The 18,744-nt window shown below is 74.4% G+C and carries 15 protein-coding genes; 5 read left to right on the forward strand and 10 right to left on the reverse strand.

All coding sequences use genetic code 11. The features are described 5' to 3' along the window. Positions 1-374: 374 nt before the first annotated feature. On the reverse strand, positions 375-977 hold the full coding sequence (locus ACFVFR_RS20040; RefSeq protein WP_383703654.1) for a TetR family transcriptional regulator: 603 nt from the start codon (positions 975-977) through the stop codon (positions 375-377). Positions 978-1,081: 104 nt separating this feature from the next. Here ACFVFR_RS20040 and ACFVFR_RS20045 point away from each other — a divergent pair, with 104 nt between their 5' ends. Then, the gene (locus tag ACFVFR_RS20045) at positions 1,082-2,014 is read left to right on the forward strand and encodes an oxidoreductase (protein ID WP_383703444.1); all 933 of its coding nucleotides are present in this window, start codon (positions 1,082-1,084) and stop codon (positions 2,012-2,014) included. A gap of 206 nt (positions 2,015-2,220) precedes the next feature. Here the strand turns inward: ACFVFR_RS20045 and bioD are convergent, their stop codons facing one another. The 3 genes from bioD to bioB form a co-directional block, all read right to left on the reverse strand. After that, positions 2,221-2,943 (reverse strand): dethiobiotin synthase, encoded by a 723-nt coding sequence (gene bioD / locus ACFVFR_RS20050; protein WP_383703447.1) that lies wholly within the window; start codon positions 2,941-2,943, stop codon positions 2,221-2,223. Positions 2,944-3,025: 82 nt separating this feature from the next. Continuing rightward, a complete protein-coding gene (locus ACFVFR_RS20055) occupies positions 3,026-4,348 on the reverse strand; it encodes an adenosylmethionine--8-amino-7-oxononanoate transaminase (protein WP_383703450.1) in 1,323 nt (440 codons plus the stop codon). Then, the gene (gene bioB, locus ACFVFR_RS20060) at positions 4,341-5,576 is read right to left on the reverse strand and encodes a biotin synthase BioB (RefSeq protein WP_383703453.1); all 1,236 of its coding nucleotides are present in this window, start codon (positions 5,574-5,576) and stop codon (positions 4,341-4,343) included. The genes ACFVFR_RS20055 and bioB overlap by 8 nt, the downstream gene beginning before the upstream one ends. 147 nt (positions 5,577-5,723) lie before the next feature. Here bioB and ACFVFR_RS20065 point away from each other — a divergent pair, with 147 nt between their 5' ends. Then, positions 5,724-6,893 carry an 8-amino-7-oxononanoate synthase gene (locus tag ACFVFR_RS20065; protein WP_383703456.1) on the forward strand — a complete coding sequence of 390 codons (1,170 nt, stop codon included), beginning with the start codon at positions 5,724-5,726 and terminating at the stop codon, positions 6,891-6,893. Between the two features lie 211 nt (positions 6,894-7,104). Further along, positions 7,105-7,533, forward strand: a complete 429-nt coding sequence (locus ACFVFR_RS20070; protein WP_383703459.1) for an ATP-binding protein — start codon at positions 7,105-7,107, stop codon at positions 7,531-7,533. A gap of 13 nt (positions 7,534-7,546) precedes the next feature. Here ACFVFR_RS20070 and ACFVFR_RS20075 read toward each other — a convergent pair whose 3' ends face one another. The 3 genes from ACFVFR_RS20075 to ACFVFR_RS20085 form a co-directional block, all read right to left on the reverse strand. Continuing rightward, positions 7,547-8,020 carry a C40 family peptidase gene (locus ACFVFR_RS20075; RefSeq protein WP_383703462.1) on the reverse strand — a complete coding sequence of 158 codons (474 nt, stop codon included), beginning with the start codon at positions 8,018-8,020 and terminating at the stop codon, positions 7,547-7,549. Positions 8,021-8,447: 427 nt separating this feature from the next. After that, positions 8,448-8,756: a hypothetical protein gene (locus ACFVFR_RS20080; protein WP_383703465.1), complete on the reverse strand. Its 309-nt coding sequence runs from the start codon at positions 8,754-8,756 to the stop codon at positions 8,448-8,450. 6 nt (positions 8,757-8,762) lie between these two features. Next, positions 8,763-9,398 (reverse strand): ATP-dependent Clp protease proteolytic subunit, encoded by a 636-nt coding sequence (locus tag ACFVFR_RS20085; RefSeq protein ID WP_383703468.1) that lies wholly within the window; start codon positions 9,396-9,398, stop codon positions 8,763-8,765. A gap of 584 nt (positions 9,399-9,982) precedes the next feature. On the opposite strand from ACFVFR_RS20085, the gene ACFVFR_RS20090 reads away from it, so the two are divergent. After that, entirely contained in the window at positions 9,983-10,285 is a 303-nt protein-coding gene (locus tag ACFVFR_RS20090) for a type II toxin-antitoxin system Phd/YefM family antitoxin (RefSeq protein ID WP_383703471.1), read from the forward strand. A 192-nt stretch (positions 10,286-10,477) separates the two neighbouring features. Here the strand turns inward: ACFVFR_RS20090 and ACFVFR_RS20095 are convergent, their stop codons facing one another. Both ACFVFR_RS20095 and ACFVFR_RS20100 read right to left on the reverse strand, forming a co-directional pair. After that, positions 10,478-14,176: a hypothetical protein gene (locus ACFVFR_RS20095; protein WP_383703474.1), complete on the reverse strand. Its 3,699-nt coding sequence runs from the start codon at positions 14,174-14,176 to the stop codon at positions 10,478-10,480. Between the two features lie 239 nt (positions 14,177-14,415). Next, a complete protein-coding gene (locus tag ACFVFR_RS20100; protein ID WP_383703477.1) occupies positions 14,416-15,372 on the reverse strand; it encodes a M28 family metallopeptidase in 957 nt (318 codons plus the stop codon). 575 nt (positions 15,373-15,947) lie between these two features. Between ACFVFR_RS20100 and ACFVFR_RS20105 the strand changes: the two genes are divergently transcribed. Beyond that, positions 15,948-17,597: an alpha/beta hydrolase gene (locus tag ACFVFR_RS20105; RefSeq protein ID WP_383703480.1), complete on the forward strand. Its 1,650-nt coding sequence runs from the start codon at positions 15,948-15,950 to the stop codon at positions 17,595-17,597. Positions 17,598-17,767: 170 nt separating this feature from the next. Here ACFVFR_RS20105 and ACFVFR_RS20110 read toward each other — a convergent pair whose 3' ends face one another. After that, positions 17,768-18,712, reverse strand: coding sequence for a TIGR02452 family protein (locus tag ACFVFR_RS20110; RefSeq protein WP_383703482.1), 945 nt, complete (start codon positions 18,710-18,712; stop codon positions 17,768-17,770). Positions 18,713-18,744: the final 32 nt, after the last annotated feature.

The following is an 18,744-nucleotide window of genomic DNA, read 5'->3' on the forward strand; positions in this document are numbered from 1 at the left end:
GGCAGGCGAGGCGGGTTCCGTCAGGCGCGTCGTAGGTCCACATGGGCGCGATGCTCGCAGGTGTCGACTTGCCCCGTCACGAGGGAGCCCGCGGTCAGCGGCCCCATGTGACCTGGCTGGCGTCGATACGGCGGGCGCGGGGGAGTCGCCCGCGCCGTCCTGACCGCGCCTACGGGGACCGTCTCGTCCCGCGCTCGGGCCCGGCCGGGCCCGGTTATCCGATCGACTCGGCTGACCGCGCGCCCGGTCCGGCGGGGTGGACGTCGATCCTCGGTCCGAGGGGCGCGCCGGATCGCTGGGGCCGATCTCGACGCGGCAGGTGGCCTCAAGTCGCTTACCACCACGCCCAGTTGACGCCCTTGCCGGTCGGGTCGTCAGGTGGCGGCCGGGCGGGGCGGGGTCACGTCCAGGGCCGGGGCGATGACGGTGAAGGCGTGGTCGAGCAGGTCGGTGGGGTCCTCGCGGCCGTCGCTGGCGCTCCAGCGGTGGAGCACGGCGTCGAAGGCGGTGAGCGCCATGCCCGCGGCAAGTCGTGGGTACAGCTCCGTGGTGGGGTCGAGGTCGAGCCGGTCGGCCAGCTCCGTGGCCAACTCGTCGCGCCACCGTGCCTGGCGTTCCAGGAAGCGGGCGAGCAGCGCGGGGGTGCGCAGGATGAGCTGGACCACGCTCAGCGCCCGGTCCGCGTGGTCGCCGCAGGCCGCGATGGGTACGCGCACGGCGTGCAGCAGCGCCGCCGAGGGGAGCTCGCCGGCGGGACGGGCCGCCAGCTCGGCGCGCATGCCGGCGCCGAGGTCGGCCAGGAGCTGGACGACCACGTCCTCCTTGGACGCGAAGTAGCGGAAGAAGGTCCGCTTGGAGACGCCGGCGGTGGCCGCGATCTCGTCGATGGTGACCGCGTCGAACCCCTCCCGCGCCAACAGGCGCATCGCCGCCTCGGTCAGCTCGTGCGCGACGAGCTGTCGCTTGCGCTGGGCCATGGTCACGTCCGGGCGAGAACTCACCCCCGTATGGTAACCCCCTGCCTCGAATGGCACTCGGTGACGTCTTGACACCAAGTGCCACAAGGGGCAATCTGTGCCGCATGAAACCGGAACAGTGGACCGCCGAACAGATCCCGGACCTCAGCGCGCGGGTGTGCGTCGTCACCGGGGCCAACAGCGGCCTCGGCCTGGCCACGACCCGGGCGCTGGCCCGTCGCGGCGGGCATGTCGTCCTGGCCGTACGGGACGAGGAGAAGGGGCGCCGGGCCGTCGCGGAGATCACCGCCGAACACCCGGGCGCCAGCCTTGAGGTGCGCCGACTCGACCTGGCCGACCTCGACGCGGTCCGTGTCTTCGCCGAGCGACTGCGCGCCGACCACCCCCGGCTGGACCTGCTGGTCAACAACGCCGGCCTGATGGCGCCGCCCAGGTCGCTGAGCGCGCAGGGCTACGAGGTGCAGTTCGCCTGCAACCACCTGGGCCACTTCGCGCTCACCGGCCTGCTGCTGCCGTCGCTGAGCGCGGGGCGCGACCCCCGTGTGGTGACGGTGAGCTCGATCAACCACCACAAGGGGAGAATCCGCTTCCAGGACCCGCACGGCGAGCAGGGCTACGCGCCCATGGCGTTCTACAACCAGTCCAAACTCGCCAACGCCGTCTTCGGGCTGGAGCTGCACCGCCGGCTCACCGTCACCCGGAACCCGGTACGCAGCGTGCTCGCCCACCCCGGGTACACGGCCACCCGCCTCCAGAGCAGCGCGCCGGTGGGCCGGTGGCGGCTCCTGTTGGGCATCGCCACCCCGCTCTTCGCGCAGCGCGCCGAGCGCGGCGCGCTGCCCCAGCTGTACGCGGCGACCGCCCCGGAGGTGGCCGGCGGTGACTTCATCGGGCCGGCCGGGCCGGGGGAGCTGCGGGGCGCGCCGACGCGGGTGCGTCCCTCGGCCACCGCGAAGGACGCCGACACCGGCCGCCGGCTGTGGGAGCTGTCGGAGGAACTGACCACGGTGCGGTACGACCTGGCGACCGCCACCTGAGTCACCCGCGCCGGCCCAGACCGACGCGACACGCCCGACCACCTCGCGGGGCCACGCGGCCGGGCGCGGGCACGACGGGCCACGGCCACGCGCCCGAGGCCGTCCGGGCGAGGGCGCATCGGGCGGGGGAGGCGCCGGCGGCCTCCCAAGGGCGTGGCCCGTTGGGCGGTGGCGTGCCACGCGGCGGCGTTCGGCGTGGGGGCGGGTTACCGCTCGCGCAGGGTCGCCGTGAACGCGGCCGGGTCCCAGGTGCCGGACAGGGGCGGGGCCAGCCAACCGGCCGCCGCCGCGCGGAAGTCGGCCGGTGGCAGGGCGGCGGCGCCCTCGGGCAGGGCGCCGAGGAGAGGGGCGCCCGCGACCTCGGGCATGTCCGCGAGGTTGCAGCGGGTGGCCAGGTCGGGGGCGGCCGGGAAGCTGCCGAAGACGATCCCGAGGCAGGTCAGGCCACGGGTGCGCAGGGCCTCGGTGGTCAGCGTCGCCGCGTTCAGCGTTCCCAGGCCCGCTCGCGCCACCACGAGCACCGAGGCGTCCAGCAGCCGGGCCACGTCCGCCAGCGTGGAGCCCGCGTCGTCCAGCCGTACCAGCAGTCCGCCGGCGCCCTCGATCACCACCAGGTCGTGGGTCTCGGCCAGTTTCCGGGCCGCGCGTTCCACCTCACGCGGGCGTACCGGGGCCCGCCCGGCCCGGCGCGCCGCCGTCGCCGGGGCCAACGGCTCGGGGAAGCGGGCCAGTTCGCTGCCGGTCACGTCTGCGCCGGCCAGGCGCCGCACCTCGGCCACATCTCCCGGCTCGTCCCCGCTCACCCCGGTCTGCGCGGGCTTGAGCACGGCCACCGTGCGGCCCTGTGCCAGGGCGAGCGCCGCCACGGCGGCGGTCGTCACCGTCTTGCCGATCTCGGTGTCCGTACCGGTGACGATCAGCGTGCTCATCGTGCGTCCATGCCCTTCTGGTGCCGCCGGTTCTCGTGCCGTCCGTGGGAGCGCCCGGCGGCGGCGCTCCCACGGGGTGCGGTCAGTTGCCGCCGGCCGCGAGCGCGGCGGCGCCCATGGCCGCCGTGACGCGGGCCAGGTCCGCGTCGTCGGTGACGTAGGGCGGCATGGTGTAGATCAGGTCGCGGAAGGGGCGCAGCCACACGCCGCTCTCGATCGCGGCCCGGGACGCCGAGGCCGTCCGGGCCTCGTCCAGCGGGCGTTCCAACTGGATGACGCCGATCGCGCCGAGCACCCGTACGGACGCCACCCCCGGCAGCCCGGCCGCCGCGCTCAGGCCCTCGCGCAGCCCGGCCTCGATCCGCTTGACCTCCCGCTGCCAGTCGCCCGTCAGGAGCAGGTCCAGGGAGGCGTTGGCGACGGCGGTGGCCAGCGGGTTGCCCATGAAGGTGGGCCCGTGCGCGAGCACCGGCACCTCACCCTGGGAGATGCCCTCGGCCACCCGGGTCGTGCACAGGGCGGCCGCCAGGGTGAGGTAGCCGCCGGTGATCGCCTTGCCCACGCACATCACGTCCGGGGTGACGTCCGCGTGGTCGGCGGCGAAGAGCGCGCCGGTGCGGCCGAAGCCGGTGGCGATCTCGTCGAAGACCAGCAGGACCCCGAACTCGTCACAGGCCGCCCGCAGCGCGCGCAGGTAGCCGGGGGAGTGGAAGCGCATGCCGCCGGCGTTCTGCACCACCGGTTCGACGATGACCGCCGCCAGTTCGTCGGCGTGCCGGGCTATCAGCTCCCGCAGCGTCCGCACGTAGCCGGCGTCGGGTTCGGCGTCGAAGCCGGCCGGCGGCTGGTCCGCGAAGACCTGCTGGGGCAGCACGCCCTGCCAGATCTGGTGCATGCCGCCGACGGGGTCGCACACCGACATCGGCTGCCAGGTGTCGCCGTGGTAGCCGCCGCGCCAGGTGAGCAGCCGCTGCTTGGCGGGCTTGCCGACCGAGCGCCAGTACTGGAGGCACATCTTGATGGCGACCTCGACCGACACCGAACCGGAGTCGGCCAGGAAGACGTGCTCAAGCCCCTCGGGGGTGATCTCGACCAGCTTGGCGGCCAGTCGTACGGCGGGCTCGTGGGTGAGCCCGCCGAACATCACATGGCTCATCCGCCCCAACTGGTCCCGCGCGGCCTCGTCCAGCACCGGGTGCTGGTAGCCGTGGATGGCCGACCACCAGGACGCCATCCCGTCGATCAGCTCGCGGTGGCCGGCCACCGGCTCCGCCAGTCGCAGCCGGACCCCGGACGCGGACTCCACGAGCAGGGGGCGCTGACGTCCGGGCATCGGCCCGTACGGGTGCCACACGTGCTGCTGGTCCAGGTCCAGCAGCCGCGCGGGGCTCATCGGTTCAGGCATTGGGCGGCAGGTCCGTTCCCGCGCCCCGTCGGCGTACCGAGACCAGGCCGGCGTGCGAGGCGTCGGCACCGGGCGCGGTGCCGGCCGTCGCCGCGACGGGCTCCGGGCTCCGCTGGGGGGCGGCGTCCGCCCCGCACGGGCCGCAGCCGCCGTGTCCGCCGCACCCGCCGTCCGTGGCGCCGTTCGTGGCGTGCGAGCCGCAGGCCCCGCCGGCCAGCGCGTCCACCCGGTGTTGTGGCAGCGTGGTCGTACCGGCGTCCTCCACCTCGAACCCGGCGTCGGCGATCATCGCCAGGTCGTCCTTGCCCGCCTGACCCTCACTGGTCAGGTAGTCACCGAGGAAGATCGAGTTGACCAGGTGCAGCGCCAACGGCTGCAGCGTCCGCAGGTGCAGCTCGCGCCCGCCGGCCAGGCGCACCTCGACGTCGGGGCACACGAACCGCACCATCGCCAGGATGCGCAGGCAGCGCTGCGGGCTCAGGTGCCACTCCTTGGCCAGCGGCGTCCCCTCGAAGGGGATGAGGAAGTTGACCGGCACCGAGTCCGGGTTGAGCTCACGCAGCGAGAAGACGACGTCCACCAGGTCGGCGTCCCCCTCGCCCATGCCCGCGATCAGCCCCGAGCAGGCCGACATCCCTGCCGCCTGCGCCTGCTGGACGGTCTCGACCCGGTCCGCGTAGGTGTGGGTGCTGGTGATGGCGCCGTAGGTCGCCTCGGAGGTGTTGAGGTTGTGGTTGTACGCGTCGGCGCCGGCCGCCCGCAGCCGCTCGGCCTGCCCGTCGGAGAGCAGCCCGAGACAGGCGCACACCTCCACGCCCTCGTTCTGCTCCTTGATGGCGGTGATGGTCTTCGAGACGCGGTCCACGTCCCGGTCGGTGGGCCCGCGCCCGCTGGCGACCAGGCACACGCGCTTGGCGCCGCCGGCCACACCGGCCGCGGCGGCCTGCGACGCCTCGTCGGCCCCCAGCCAGGTGTACTTGAGGATCTCGGCCTTCGAGCCCAGCCGCTGGGAGCAGTACGAACAGTCCTCGGGGCACAGCCCCGACTTGAGGTTGACGAGGTAGTTGAGCTTGACCCGGCGCCCGAACCACTCGCGGCGCACCCGTCCGGCGGCGGCCACCACGTCCATCAGGTCGTCGTCGGATGTCGCCAGCACGGCGAGCGCCTCGTCCCGGGTCGGCAACTCGCGCCGCAACCCCTTTTCCACCAGCGTCTTCAGCAGATCCATGGCGCTGATCCTGTCTCATGGCGCCGCCCGTGGCCAAGGAGAGATCGCACAACGACGCGGGTTGTCGGTGTGTGTATCACCACACCCTGTCCGGGCGCGTGGCCGGATACGTTCTATGCGAACCCCACAGAACCCGAGGGATGGTCGATGTCTGAGCACGCCGCGCCCGCAGCCGCCACCCGGGCCGCGTTCGGCTGGCTCGACGCGCCGCGCCGAGAGCGCGAGCGCGCGGGACTCGTCCGCACCCTGCGGCCACGTCAGGCCACCTCGCCGCTGCTCGACCTGGCCAGCAACGACTACCTCGGACTGGCCCGACACCCCGAGGTCACGGCGGCGGCGGCCGAGGCGGCGCGCCACTGGGGCGCGGGCTCCACCGGGTCGCGACTGGTCACCGGGACCACCGAACTGCACGCCGAACTGGAGGCGGAACTGGCCGCCTTCTGCGGCTTCGAGTCCGCCCTGGTCTTCTCCTCCGGGTACGCGGCCAACCTCGCCGCCGTCAGCGCGCTCACCTCGCGCGCCTCGCTCATCGTCTCCGACGCCGACAACCACGCCTCGCTCATCGACGGCTGCCGACTCTCCCGCGCCCACACCCTGGTCGCCCCGCACGCCGACCCGGCCGCCGTCCGCAAACTGCTCGACCAGCCACCCGGGCGCCACCCGTCGGCGTTGGTGGTCACCGACGCGCTGTTCTCCGTGGACGGGGACGCCGCCCCGCTGCCGGCCCTGGCCGCCGCCTGCCGCGAGCACGGCGCGGGACTCCTCGTCGACGACGCCCACGGCCTGGGCGTCCTGGGCGCGCGGGGACGCGGTGCCCCGCACGCCGCCGGGCTGGCGGGGGCGCCCGACGTGGTCGCCACCGTCACCCTCTCCAAGTCCCTGGGCAGCCAGGGCGGAGCGGTGCTCGGCCCGGCGCGGGTCGTCGAGCACCTGGTCAACGCGGCCCGCACGTTCATCTTCGACACCGGACTCAACCCGGCCGCCACCGGCGCGGCCCTGGCGGCCCTGCGGCTGCTGCGCGGTGAACCGGAGCGCGCCGAGCGGGTCCGCGCGGTGGCCGGCGCGCTCTACCGGCGGCTGACGGCCGCCGGGCTCGCGGCCGTCCGCCCGGACGCCGCCGTGGTCTCCGTACGCGCCCCCTCGCCCGAGGACGCGCTCGCCTGGGCCGCGCGCTGCCGGGCCGCGGGCCTGGTCGTGGGCTGCTTCCGGCCCCCCTCGGTGCCGGACGGGATATCCCGGCTGCGCCTGACGGCACGGGCCGACCTGACGGACGACCAGGTGGCGGCCGCCGTCGAGACCATCGTGGCGACGGCCTGAGAGCGGCATGCCCTCTTAGCGGTTCGCCGACCGAAATCCCGTCGCGTACAAAAGAGTTCACCGCTTCGAAGGACAGATTTCCGAGTATCCCCCGGGGATGGCGTCGCGCCTCTCGCCCCGGTGGCACTCTGGCGCGCAGGCCCGGTACGACTTCGCGGACGGCGCGCACGCGCCGGGGCGGGTCGCGCGGTGGGAAAGGGACATCGTCGCCATGGCAGATCACCAGGAAGCATCCGTCACTCTGCCGAGCACACCCGCCTCGGTCACCGTCGCCCGAAGATACGTCGCCACGGTGCTCGCGGACTGGGGCCTGGCGGGCGACGACGTCGCCGCCGACACGGTGCGCCTGATCGTCTCCGAGCTCGCCACCAACGCCGTGCAGCACACCCGGGGCCAGTCGCCCACCTTCACCGTGGACCTGGTACTCGACCGCGACGAGCTGTTACGCGTCGGTGTGACGGACAGCTATCCGCGCTTCCCCCGCCGGCTACCGGCCGCTGTGCAGCAGGACAACGGCCGCGGCATGCTCATCATCCGCAGCCTGACGGCGGAGTCGGGCGGGCGCCTGTCGATCACGCGGACGGCCGAGGGCGGCAAGACGGTGTGGATCGCCCTGCCCTGGGCCACGCCGGTGCGCTGACCGGATCGACGCGCTAGCGCACCCGCCCGTAGCTGACGCGCTTGCTCCAGATCCGTTCCAGGCGCACCACCGCGCCCGTCTTGGGGGCGTGCCAGATCCTGCCGTGACCGGCGTAGATGCCGACGTGGTAGACGGACCGACCGGAGCGGAAGAAGACCAGGTCGCCCCGGGTACGCGTGGTGGTGGGTACCCGGCGGGCCTTGTTGTACTGGCCGGCGGCGGTGCGCGGCAGCTTCTTGCCCGCCCGCTTGAACGCGTACTGGGTCAGCCCCGAGCAGTCGAAGCGGTGCGGTCCCGTGGCGCCCCACTTGTACGGGGCGCCCTTCTTGGAGGCCGCGACGCGCAGCGCGCTCACGCCGGGGGAGGCCGCCTCGGCCTCGGACGTCCACGGCGGCAGCAGGGACGTGCCGACCGCGGCGGCCGTGAGCGCCGACGCGGTGCCGAGGCGGGACAACAGGGGGACCGTGACTCGTGTGCGCGTGTCCATGCGCAACCCTTCGTCAGCCGCCCGCGAAGGAGGGACCGCTGCCCCGGGCCCCGGCCGCGAGCTCGGGGCTCCTCCGTTCCCGCCGGCGCACGACCGTCGACCAGACACCCGGTGCGGCGGCGGGTTCAGGCGTCCGCGCGGGCCGCCCCGTCGCTGTCGGCGGGGGCTTGTCGTCCCAGGGATCGTCACGCACCCACCCGGTGATTCCGAGCTGAAAAGGTGCTATGTGAGGTTCGTCACCTAAGGGCCGTTCGGGTGATTACCGTGCCCGCCAGGGGATCGAGGTGCCCGTCGGCGGGCGCTCGGACCAGGCGTGCGGTGCGCACGCCTGGCGGGCCCGGCCCGCAAGTCGGGCCCGCCCGCCGCCGCGTGCCGCGCTACGCCGTACGAAGGAGCCCAAGCGGGGCATGGTGTTGGGGGGCGCGGCTCAGGGCGCCGGCCGGGGCGGCACGGTCACCCGCGCCGCGCGGCGCTCCCCGTCCAGCACGCGCAGGGCTCGGGTCAGGGTCGCGGCGTGCAACTCGCTCTCGCCCCGCTCGTGCATGAGCGTCAGCGCGTCCCGCAGCGCGCCCGCCCTGGCCACCAGGGCCTGCGCCGCGCGCAGGGCGCCGTAGGTGTCCCCGCCGCGCGCCGGGTTGGTCCGCCCGAGCAGGTCCACGGCCTCCAGGTAGCGGTCGACGAGCTGGGCCTCCGCCCCGGTCAGGGCGGGCAGTGGCGGCAACTCCGGTGGCAGCACCGCGACTCACCGCAGGCCCAGCGGCACGCTCGTGCGCTTGCGGCTGAGCGTGAGCCGATCCACGATCCCGTACTCCAGGGCGCCCTGGGCGTCGAAGATCTTGTCCCGCTCGATGTCGGCGCGTACACGGTCGAGGGGCTGTCCGGTGTGCTCGGTCAGCATCCGCTCCAGCAGGTCCCGGGTGCGCAGCAGTTCGTGGGCGTGGATCTGGAGGTCCGAGGTCTCGCCCCGGATCGGCTCGTTCAGCGAGGGCTGGTGGATCAGGACCCGCGCGCCGGGCAGTGCCAGGCGCTTGCCGGGCGTTCCGGCGGCCAGCAGCACCGCGGCGGCCGACGCCGCCTGTCCCAGGCAGACCGTCTCGATGTCGCAGGTGACGAAGCGCATCGTGTCGTAGACGGCGGTCATCGCGGTGAAGGAGCCGCCGGGGGAGTTGATGTAGAGCGAGATGTCCTGGTCGGGCCCCGCGTGCTCCAGGTACATGAACTGGGCCATGAGGTCGTTGGCCGAGGTGTCGTCGATCGGGGTGCCGAGGAAGACGATGCGCTGTTCGAGCAGCTTGGAGTAGGGATCCATGGTGCGCACCCCGGTACTGGTGCGCTCGGTGAACTCGGGCAGGACATAGCGGGCGGTGGGGCGGTGCATCGCGTACCTCTCGTCGTCTCGTCCAGTGATCGCGACGGGGCGGCCCGTACGTAAAAAATGTACAGGACGTACATTCCGTCAGTGTGGGGAGCATGGCCCACACGGGAGGGAGAAAGCAATGGTCAGAGCGGTGATGAGCCGTCTGCTGTGAGCGAAAGCCGCCCGACGTCTCCCAGCCGACCGTTCGGCTCCGGCCCGAACGGCCCGCCCGGGGCCTGAGCGAGTACGCGAAGATCCCTCTCGGATGGCGTGACGGGGTGACGCCGGGCGGGCGACGCGGCGGGGTGTTCGGCCCACGTCACCGGAACCGCGCCCGGGCCCCGTCGACTGGCGCGCTGTCGTCCCCGTGGCGGTGCGTACCGCTTCAGGCGCGTTCTGGACAGCGGTCGGGCGGCACTGACCTCGCGTCACCGCGCGGGCGCCTCCCCACCCACCATGAGAGCGGCGCGCCTGGCGACGGGCCCCCGTCTCGCGCGAATCCGCCGAACTCGCCGGGTTCAGGCCCAGAAAAAGCCTCTGACCTGCGGTAATCGGTCTCGCGTGAGCTCGACGGGACGCCCGGGGCGCTCGATAGGCTAGGGAGCATGGCCTACGAGATTCCGGTGACGCAAGCCAGGGCAGAGCTCGCCGAGCTGATCAACCGCGTGGTGTACGGCGGTGAGCGGGTGGTCGTCACCCGGCACGGGAAGCCGCTCGTGGCCCTGGTGTCCGCCGCTGACCTGCAACGACTTGAGGAACCCGCACCGGCGGCGGACGAGCCGGTGATCAGCACCGTCTCCACGCTGCGCCCCGGGTCGACCACCCGGGGCGAACGGGGCCGCTTCGGTATCGCGGCCGAACACCGGGGCGCGCGGGACGCCGACCGAAGGCCGGACCGCCCGGAGTGAACCCGACGGCCGGGCCGCGTGCCGCCGCCGCGCGGAGCCCACACCGGTTCCGGCACCAGGCCCCGGGCGGGTGACCCGCACCGGCCCCGGCCGTACGTCACCCGGCGGCCCCGGCCCCGTGTCGCCGTTCGGAGCCCGGCCGCGGGCCGCCGCGCTCCCCTCATCAGGGCAGCCGCGTCCCGGCCGGGAGGTCTACGGCGCGCAGCCGGGATGGTGGCGCTGTCCCGGTAGGTACAGGGCGCGCTCCGAGGGGCGCAGCTCGCGGCCGACGGCCTGGCAGACGGCGGCGATGGCGTGGGCCGGGCCCGGCAGGGTCACGTCCCACAGCCGCACCGTGCCGTCCTCGCCGCTGGTGGCCAGGAAGCGGCCGTCGGGGCTGTAGGCCAGGGAGCGCAGCGCCTTCGCGTCCCCGGCCAGCGTGGCCCGTGCTGTGCCGGTGGCCAGGTCCCACAGTCGTACCGTCCCGTCAGTGCCGCTGCCGGTGGCCAACGTGCCGTCGCGCGTCCGCAGCGCCATCGCCACCAGGAACGACGTCCGGGTCCCGAAGGCGGCCCGCGCCCGCCCCTCGCGCGCGTTCCAGCGGCGCACCGTGCCGTCACCGCCGCCCACGATCACCTCGCGGCCGTCGCCGCTGAACGCCAGCGCGCCCACGGTGCGCGAGCGCGCCGGTAGCCAGGCCCGGGGCCGGGCGGTGGCCGTGTCCCACAGCCGGACCCGCCCGTCGTCGCCGGCGCTGGCCAGGGTGCGCCCGTCCGGGCTGAAGACCACCGTGCGCACCCGCCGCGCGTGTCCGACCAGCGTCGCCCGGGGCGAGCCGGTGGCCAGGTCCCACAGCCGCACGGTGCCACGCGAGCCCCCGGTGGCCAGGGTGCGCCCGTCGGGGCTGACGGCCACGGCCCAGACGGCTCGCCCGTCCCCGCCCAGCCGCGCCACGCGACGCCGGGTCCCCGTGTCCCACACCAGTACCGCCCCGTCGTCGACACCCCCGGCCGCCACCAGCCGCCCACCCGGGCCGTACGCCACCGAGCCCACGCGGCCCCGGTGCCCGCGCAGCACGGAGTGCGGCGTGCGCCCGCCGCCGTGCCACAGCCGCACCGTGCCGTCGTCACCGGCGCTGGCCAGCGTTCGCCCCCGGGGGTCGAAGGCCACCGCGCCCACCCCGCCGGTGTGTCCGCTCAACAGGGTGTGCGAGTTGCCGTCGGTCATGTCCCACAGCCGCACCGTGCCGTCGGCGCTTCCGCTGGCCAACGCCCGCCCGTCCGGGCTGTACGCGACCGAGGTGACCTGACCGGTGTGCCCGGTGAACGTGGCCCTGACCCGGCCGCTGGCCGCCTCCCACACCCGCACCGAGCCGTCGGTGCCGCCGCTGGCGAGGTGGCGCGCGCTGGGGTTGAACGTCACCGAGGTCACCCGGCCGGTGTGACCGCGCAGCGTCGTGTGGGCCGGGTCGCCGCCCGGCCGCCACAGCCGGACCGTGCCGTCGTCGCCGCCACTGGCCAGCGTGCGCCCGTCGACGCTCGCGGCCACCGCCGCCACGGCGTCCGCGTGCGGGGCCAGGCGCGCGCCGGGCACCCCCCTGACCACGTCCCACAGCCGTGCCGCGCCGCCCTCGCCGACGAGCAGCCGGCCCTCGGCACCGAACGTCACCGGCCCCGCGTCGGCGATCCGGTCGCCGGGCCCGCCCACCGGCGCGCCGTCGGTCGTCCGCCACAGCCGCGCGGCCCGTTGGGGCCCACTGGTGGCCAGGGTGCGCCCGTCGGGACTGAACGCCACCCAGGCCGCGCCCGCGCTCGGCCCGGCCAGCCCCGCCCGGGGGCGCCGGCTGCCCACGTCCCACAGCCGTACCACGCCAGTGGGGCCGCAACCGGCGGCCAGCGTGCGCCCGTCGGGGCTGAAGGCCAGCGCACGCGCGCCCGTGGCGGACCCGGCGAGTGTGGCGCGTCGCCGTCCGCTGGCCACGTCCCACAGCCGCACGGTCCCGTCGAGGCCGCTGGTGGCCAGGGTGCGCCCGTCGGGGGCGAAGGCGACCGCGCCGACCGAGCCCCCGGCCGCCAGGCGGCGCCGCAACGGCAGGTCGGCGGCGGCGTAGAGGCTGGCGGCGGCCTCCTCGGTGGGGCTGGCCCGGTAGGCGTGCACCGCCAGCAGCGCGGCGAGGTCGGGATTGTCGCCGATGAGGATGGCCGACTGGGCCGCGAGTTGTCGGGAGAGGGCCACGCGCCCGGCGCGGACGGCCCGTTCGCGTTCGCGTTCGCTGTCGCGGTACTGGTCCCACGCGGTCAGCCCGGACACCAGCGCGACCAGCAGGAGGACGGAGACGGTGGTGGCGAAGTGGCCCAGCCGGCGGGCGGTACGCAGCGCGGCGTGTTGTTCGCGGGCGCGGGCGGCGCTGCTGGCGGTGAGGAAGTCCCGTTCCAGCGCGGTCAGGTCGGCCCGCGCCGTGGCGGTGGCGAAGGCGTCCTCGGCGCTGGCCAGCCGGGCACCACGGTAGAGCGCCCCCGCGTCACGCCCCAGCTCCTCCCAGGCCCCGGCGTCCAAGGTCAGGCGACGGTGGGTGGCCAGCCGGGCGCGGTCCTCCTCGATCCACCCGCGCAGCCGGGGCCAGGAGGCGATCAGCGCCTCGTGCGCCAGACTGACGGAGTCCTCGTCCACGGTGATCAGGCGGGCGCGTGCCAGGTGTTCGAGGACCTCGGCCGTCGTCGTGCGGTCGCCGGTGTCCAGCTCCCGGCGGGCGACGGGGCGTCGGGTGTCGGCGGTGTTCTCGCCCGGGGCGATCAGGCGCAGCAGGACGCGCCGGACGACGGCGGCCTGGCGGCCGGGCAGCCCGGCGTACAGGCCCTCGGCGGTCTGGGTCAGGGCGCCCTGGATACCGCCCGCCGCCTCGTACGCCTCCAGCGTCAGGGTCCGGCCACGGCGCCGGCGCCAGGTCTCCAGCAGGGCGTGCGAGAGCAGCGGCAGCCCGCCCACCTCGCCGGCCGCCTCGGCGACCAGCCGGGCCGTCAGGGCGCGCTCGACGACCAGCCCCTCCGCCGTGGCCGGCCCCACGATCGCCGCACGCAGCTCCTCGGAGTCCATCGGCCCGACCGGCAGCCCGGCCTCGTGCGCGGCCGTGGCCAGCGGCCCGTGTTCGAGGAAGCGGCCGTAGAAGTCCGCCCGCACCGCGAGCACCACGCGCAGCCCGCTGTCCGCCCGCCCGGCGGCCAGCAGCAGGTCGATGAACTCGGCCCGCTCCACGGGGTCGGCGCACAGGGTGAAGACCTCCTCGAACTGGTCGACCACGACCACCGTGTCCAGCCCCGTGGGCCCACTCCCCGCCGCGCGCGGCGTCAGCGCCGTGGCGTGGGCGCGCACCGGGTGCTCGCCGGGGGTCAGGACCCGGATGGCGGCCGGCCGTGGCCCGGCTCCGGGGGGCGTCTGCCGCAGGCGGGGGATGAGGCCGGCGCGCAGCAACGAGGACTTACCGCTGCCGGAGGGGCCGAACACGGGGACCAGCCGGTGCCCGGCCACGCGGCGCACGAGCTCGTCGGTCAACTGGTCCCGACCGAAGAAGCGGGCGTGGTCGCCAGGTTCGAAGCGGGCCAGGCCCCGGTAGGGCGAGCGCACCGCCGCGACGGCGGCCAGCTGGGCGTGCGTGTCGGCCGAGACCTGGCGCCAGCGTCGCTCCCACTGCGCGCGCTCCCCGCCGCACGCGCCCACGTACGCCAGCGTCACCGCGAGCGAGGGCAACTGCTCGCCGCCGGCCGCCCGCGACATCGTCGACACCGAGAACCCGGCGCGCTCGGCCATCACCCGGTACGTCGGCTGGCCGGCCGCGCGCCGCAGCGCGCGCAGCGCCGCGGCGAACTGCTGGACCGGCCCCGCCGTCGGGTCCACCGGATTCTCACGACGGCCCACGCCGCGTCGCCCCCCTGCGCTCGCGTGACGCGGTCACCCAAGCACGCCGCGCGGCGCGGGGGAAGGTGCGGATCGGCCAAGCGCCGGGCGGTGTCGTGACGCGACCGGCCCCGGGTGCGGGCGTGGACACGACATACGGGCCGCCCGGCGGTGGGCGGCCCGTACGTGGTGTGCGGTCGTACTCCCCCCGCCGCCGGGCCGGCGCGGCGTCCGGCGGTGGGGGGACGTGCGGCGGGTGCTCAGGCGCTCAGGTTCCAGAGCGCGTGGGCGATGGCGTCGCTGTTGGTGTCCAGCGCCGTGTCGTCGAGGTTCTTCGTGGTGTCGCAGGAGGAGTGGTAGCACGGGTCGAAGGACTCGCCCGGCGTGCCGCCCCAGTTGGCCGCCTGTTCCTGGGTTTTGGCCGCCTCCGCGCCGCTGAACAGGCCACCGACGCGTACGCCCCGGTCCTTGAACGGCGCGTGGTCGGACCGCCCGTCGCCCTCGGTCTCCCGCTCGGTGACGATGTCCTTGTCCGCGTACCAGTCCTTGAAGACCTTCTCCAGTTCCGGGTCGTCGTCGTAGACGAAGTAGCCGGGGTTGGGCGAGCCGATCATGTCGAAGTTCAGATACGAGTCGATCTTCGACAGATCGCCCGAGTTCAGCTCGTTGACGTAGTGCGTGGAGCCGACCATGCCGTACTCCTCAGCCCCCCACCAGGCGAACCGGAGCTGCTTGCTGGGCTTGAGGTCGGCCTTGGCCACGTTGAGCGCGACCTCCAGGATGCCGGCGGAGCCCGAACCGTTGTCGTTGATGCCGGCGCCACGGCCGACCGAGTCCAGGTGGGCACCGGCCATGACGACCTGGTCCGCGCTGCCGGCCGGCCAGTCGGCGATGAGGTTGTAGCCGGTGGAGCCGTTGAAGTCGAACTCCTGGAGCGAGGTGGTGAACCCGACCGCGTCCAGTTTGCCCTTGATGTACTCCACGGACGCCCGATAGCCAGGCTGGCCGTGTGCCCGGTTTCCGCCGTTGCTGTCGGCTATGGACTGCAGTTCGGTCAGATGCCCCTTGACGGCGGCGATATCGATGTCAGGAGCGGCGGCCCGAGTGGGGGAGGGGGCCGCCTGTGCGCCGGTGGCCCCGCTGAGCAGGGCGGCGGCGAGTGCGGCGCAGGTCGCGGCGGCGAGGGCGCCGCGACGCGGCGATACGTTTCGATACACGATGGCTCCGTTACAGATGTGGGGGGTGGTGCGGAGCGGGTGACGCGGACATGAGAATTGATGCTTTCCCGCCCATCGTCAAGAGCGATTACCGGACGAGCATCTCCGAGGAGCGGTGCCGCCGTCCTGCCGGCCCCGGTCCTTCCCCGCGCTGACGTGCGCGAAGACCTACGACGACCCGCGCCACGACCACCGGAGACCGCCGACCCACTCCGCCGCCCCGGCGCCGCCACCCCAGCCCCGGCGAGACCGCCCGGCCCTGACGCCACACCAGCCACCACCGAGCCCCCCTCGCACCACGGGCCGCGCCGTCCCCGAGGGCCACCGGGCCGCGCCTCGTACGCCGAACGTGTGGCCGACCTCGCACCCCCCGACGGCCCGCCCCGGCACAGCCGCCGGCCGGCCGGGCGCTCTTGACGTCGTGGCAGTAGGCCGTCTGCGCCAGCCCGCGATGCAGCTTACGTCTTGGTAAAGAACACTTGTGTGACCTGTTCCGGTGGGTGAAGGAGACGTAAAGATCCTCCTGACCACCAGCGCCGTCACGTGACGGCGTCCCAAGTAGGGGGAGTGCCTACGTGAAGAGAACAGCGATATTCGGTGCGGCCGGCACCGTGCTGACCGGCGTCCTGATCGCCGGAACCCTTGCCAGCCCGGCGGCGAACGCCGGCGAGCGATCCAGCCACCGCCCCAGCCTGTCCCAGGAGCAGCGCGCCGCCGTCGGCGTCAAGATCGCCGCCGCGCGGGCCGCGAAGACCGGCATCGAGTGGAAGGACTGTCCGGCCGACTGGGGCCTGGAGAAGCCGATCCAGTGTGGCTACGTCACCGTCCCGCTCGACTACGCCAAGCCGAACGGCCGCACCATCAAGATCGCGGTTGACCGCGTAGGCAACACCGGTACCGCCGACGAGCGCCAGGGCGCGCTGCTCTACAACCCGGGCGGCCCCGGCGGCTCCGGGCTGCGCTTCCCCCGCCGCGTGACGACCAAGGCCCCGCTGTGGCAGAAGACCGCCAAGGCGTACGACTTCGTCGGCTTCGACCCGCGCGGCGTCGGCCGCTCCGCGCCCATCTCCTGTGTGGACCCGCAGGAGTACGCCAAGGGCCCCAAGCTCGACCCGGTGCCCGACAGCGAGGCCGACAAGCGCGCCCAGCGCAAGCTCGCCCGGCAGTACGCGCAGGGCTGCGCCGAGCGCAGCGGCGCCATGCTGCCGCACATGACGACCCCGAACACCGCCCGCGACCTGGACGTGATCCGCGCCGCGCTCGGTGAGAAGAAGCTCAACTTCATCGGCGTCTCCTACGGCACCTACCTGGGTGGCGTCTACGCGACGCTCTTCCCCCAGCACGTGCGCCGCATGCTCGTGGACAGCGTGGTCAACCCCTCGCGGGACAAGATCTGGTACCAGGCCAACCTGGACCAGGACGTCGCCTTCGAGACCCGGTGGGAGGACTGGAAGAAGTGGGTCGCCCGCTACGACTCCGCCTACCACATCGGCGACACCCCGCAGAAGGTCCAGCGGCAGTGGGAGAAGCTGCGCGCCACCGCGAAGAAGAACCCCATCGGCGGGGTCGTCGGCCCGGCCGAACTGCTCGGCTTCTTCCAGAACGCGCCCTACTACGACTCCATGTGGACCACGGTCGCCTCGGTGTGGAGCTCCTACCTCGCCGGTGACACCAAGCCCCTGATCGAGTCGGCGGGCCCCGACCTCTCGGACGTCAAGGGCAACATCTCCGCCGAGAACGGCAACGCCGTCTACACCGCCGTCGAGTGCGCCGATGCCAAGTGGCCCACCAACTGGCGCACCTGGGACCGCGACAGCACCCGGCTGCACCGCGACCACCCGTTCCTGACCTGGTCCAACACCTGGATGAACCTGCCCTGCGCCACCTGGGAGGGCCCGCAGTACCGGCCCGTCAACGTCGCGTCCCACCGTGGCCTGCCCCCGGTGCTGATCGTGCAGAGCACGCGGGACGCCGCGACCCCCTACGAGGGCGCCGTGGAGCTGCACAAGCGCCTCAAGGGCTCGCGCCTGATCACCGAGCAGGGCGCCGGCTCGCACGGTGTCACCACCGAGGTCAACCCCTGCATCAACCAGCGGGTGGACGCCTACCTGCTCAGCGGCACGGTGGACGCCAAGGACGTGGTCTGCGGTCCGCACGCCACGCCCAAGCCGCAGGAGGCGAGCAAGGCGAAGGCCACGCTGGCCGCCGACCGCCTCATCCCCTGATCACCACACGGCGGTGACCGAGCGCCCCACGCGGGGCTGACCGGTCGAAGGACCGCACCCGTGGAGGCCGCGGGGCCCAGCCCGGCGGCCTCCACCGCGTCCGGAAGCGGGCCGATCGCCGCGCCCCTCCCGGATACCTGTCCCAGGAGCGCGGGTCGGCCCCGGATGCCTCAGCCGGTGTGCGCGGCCGTCTCCGTGGCGAAGGCCGTGGTGAACGCGGCCCGGGTGGGGGAGTCCGCACGCCGGTCGAGCACCGCGAACACCACCCGTGCGAAGTGCCCGGCGAAGCGCCCGTCACCGGTCAACAGCGCCCGGAAGGCGCCGGCGACGTGCGCCGGGTCGTTGCGGAAGACCCCACAGCCCCAGGCCCCGAGCACCAGATGGCGGTGCCCGTGCGCGGCGGCCACCGCCAGCACCCGCTCGGCCCGCGCGGCCAGCGCGGCGGGGACGCGGGCCACGGCGGCCAGGTCGCGCCGCGCGATGACCCCGGCGTTCGGCGCCGCCGAGGCCAGGAACGCCGCGCGGTACGGCTCCTCGAGCAGCGTGCCGTCCTCGTCGCGGAAGACCGCGACGCCGGGGGCGTAGATCACCCGGTCACTGTAGAAGGGACTCGGGTCCGCGCGGTGCGCGGCGTAGAACTCCGGGACCCGCCGCAGACACGTGTACAGCGCGCTGCCCCGACACAGCGCCTCCTCCTGTGCCTGCGCGCCGTTCAGGTAGCCGCCGCCCGCGTTCCGGGCCGAGGCGAAGTCGAGCACCGCCACCACGGACCGCGCACCGGCGCGCCCCATCGGGTCCGGGTCGCCCGCCGTGGCCAAGCCACCGGCCGGACCCGCCCCGCCCGCGCCGCCGAGCTCATCGCCGAGCCGGCGGGCGGCGGCGAGGCTGCCCTCCGGCGTCACCTCGAACCGGGTTCCCGACGCCACGCGCGGCCCCTCGACCCGGCCCGTGGCCCCGACGGCGTCCACCGGGCCCGGCCCGTACAGTCGCGTTCCCTCGGCCGCCTCGGTCAGCCACGGTGTCAGCCGCACCTCCCGGCCGGCCGGCGAGGTGTAGCCGCCCACCGCCACGATCCGCTCGGTCTCCGTGGCCATCCCCCGCAACCGCGCGCTCATCCCCACACCCCTACGTCCCCGCACGCCAGCGC

It is taken from the genome of Streptomyces sp. NPDC057702, assembly GCF_042799315.1.
Taxonomy (GTDB): Bacteria; Actinomycetota; Actinomycetes; order Streptomycetales; family Streptomycetaceae; genus Streptomyces.

Coding starts and splice junctions, on each gene's coding strand:
- ACFVFR_RS20040 (WP_383703654.1), bottom strand. CDS start 977: ATGGCCCAGCGCAAGCGACAGCTCGTCGCGCACGAGCTGACCGAGGCG.
- ACFVFR_RS20045 (WP_383703444.1), top strand. CDS start 1,082: ATGAAACCGGAACAGTGGACCGCCGAACAGATCCCGGACCTCAGCGCG.
- ACFVFR_RS20085 (WP_383703468.1), bottom strand. CDS start 9,398: ATGCACCGCCCCACCGCCCGCTATGTCCTGCCCGAGTTCACCGAGCGC.
- ACFVFR_RS20055 (WP_383703450.1), bottom strand. CDS start 4,348: ATGCCTGAACCGATGAGCCCCGCGCGGCTGCTGGACCTGGACCAGCAG.
- ACFVFR_RS20070 (WP_383703459.1), top strand. CDS start 7,105: ATGGCAGATCACCAGGAAGCATCCGTCACTCTGCCGAGCACACCCGCC.
- bioB (WP_383703453.1), bottom strand. CDS start 5,576: ATGGATCTGCTGAAGACGCTGGTGGAAAAGGGGTTGCGGCGCGAGTTG.
- ACFVFR_RS20110 (WP_383703482.1), bottom strand. CDS start 18,712: ATGAGCGCGCGGTTGCGGGGGATGGCCACGGAGACCGAGCGGATCGTG.
- ACFVFR_RS20075 (WP_383703462.1), bottom strand. CDS start 8,020: ATGGACACGCGCACACGAGTCACGGTCCCCCTGTTGTCCCGCCTCGGC.
- bioD (WP_383703447.1), bottom strand. CDS start 2,943: ATGAGCACGCTGATCGTCACCGGTACGGACACCGAGATCGGCAAGACG.
- ACFVFR_RS20090 (WP_383703471.1), top strand. CDS start 9,983: ATGGCCTACGAGATTCCGGTGACGCAAGCCAGGGCAGAGCTCGCCGAG.
- ACFVFR_RS20065 (WP_383703456.1), top strand. CDS start 5,724: ATGTCTGAGCACGCCGCGCCCGCAGCCGCCACCCGGGCCGCGTTCGGC.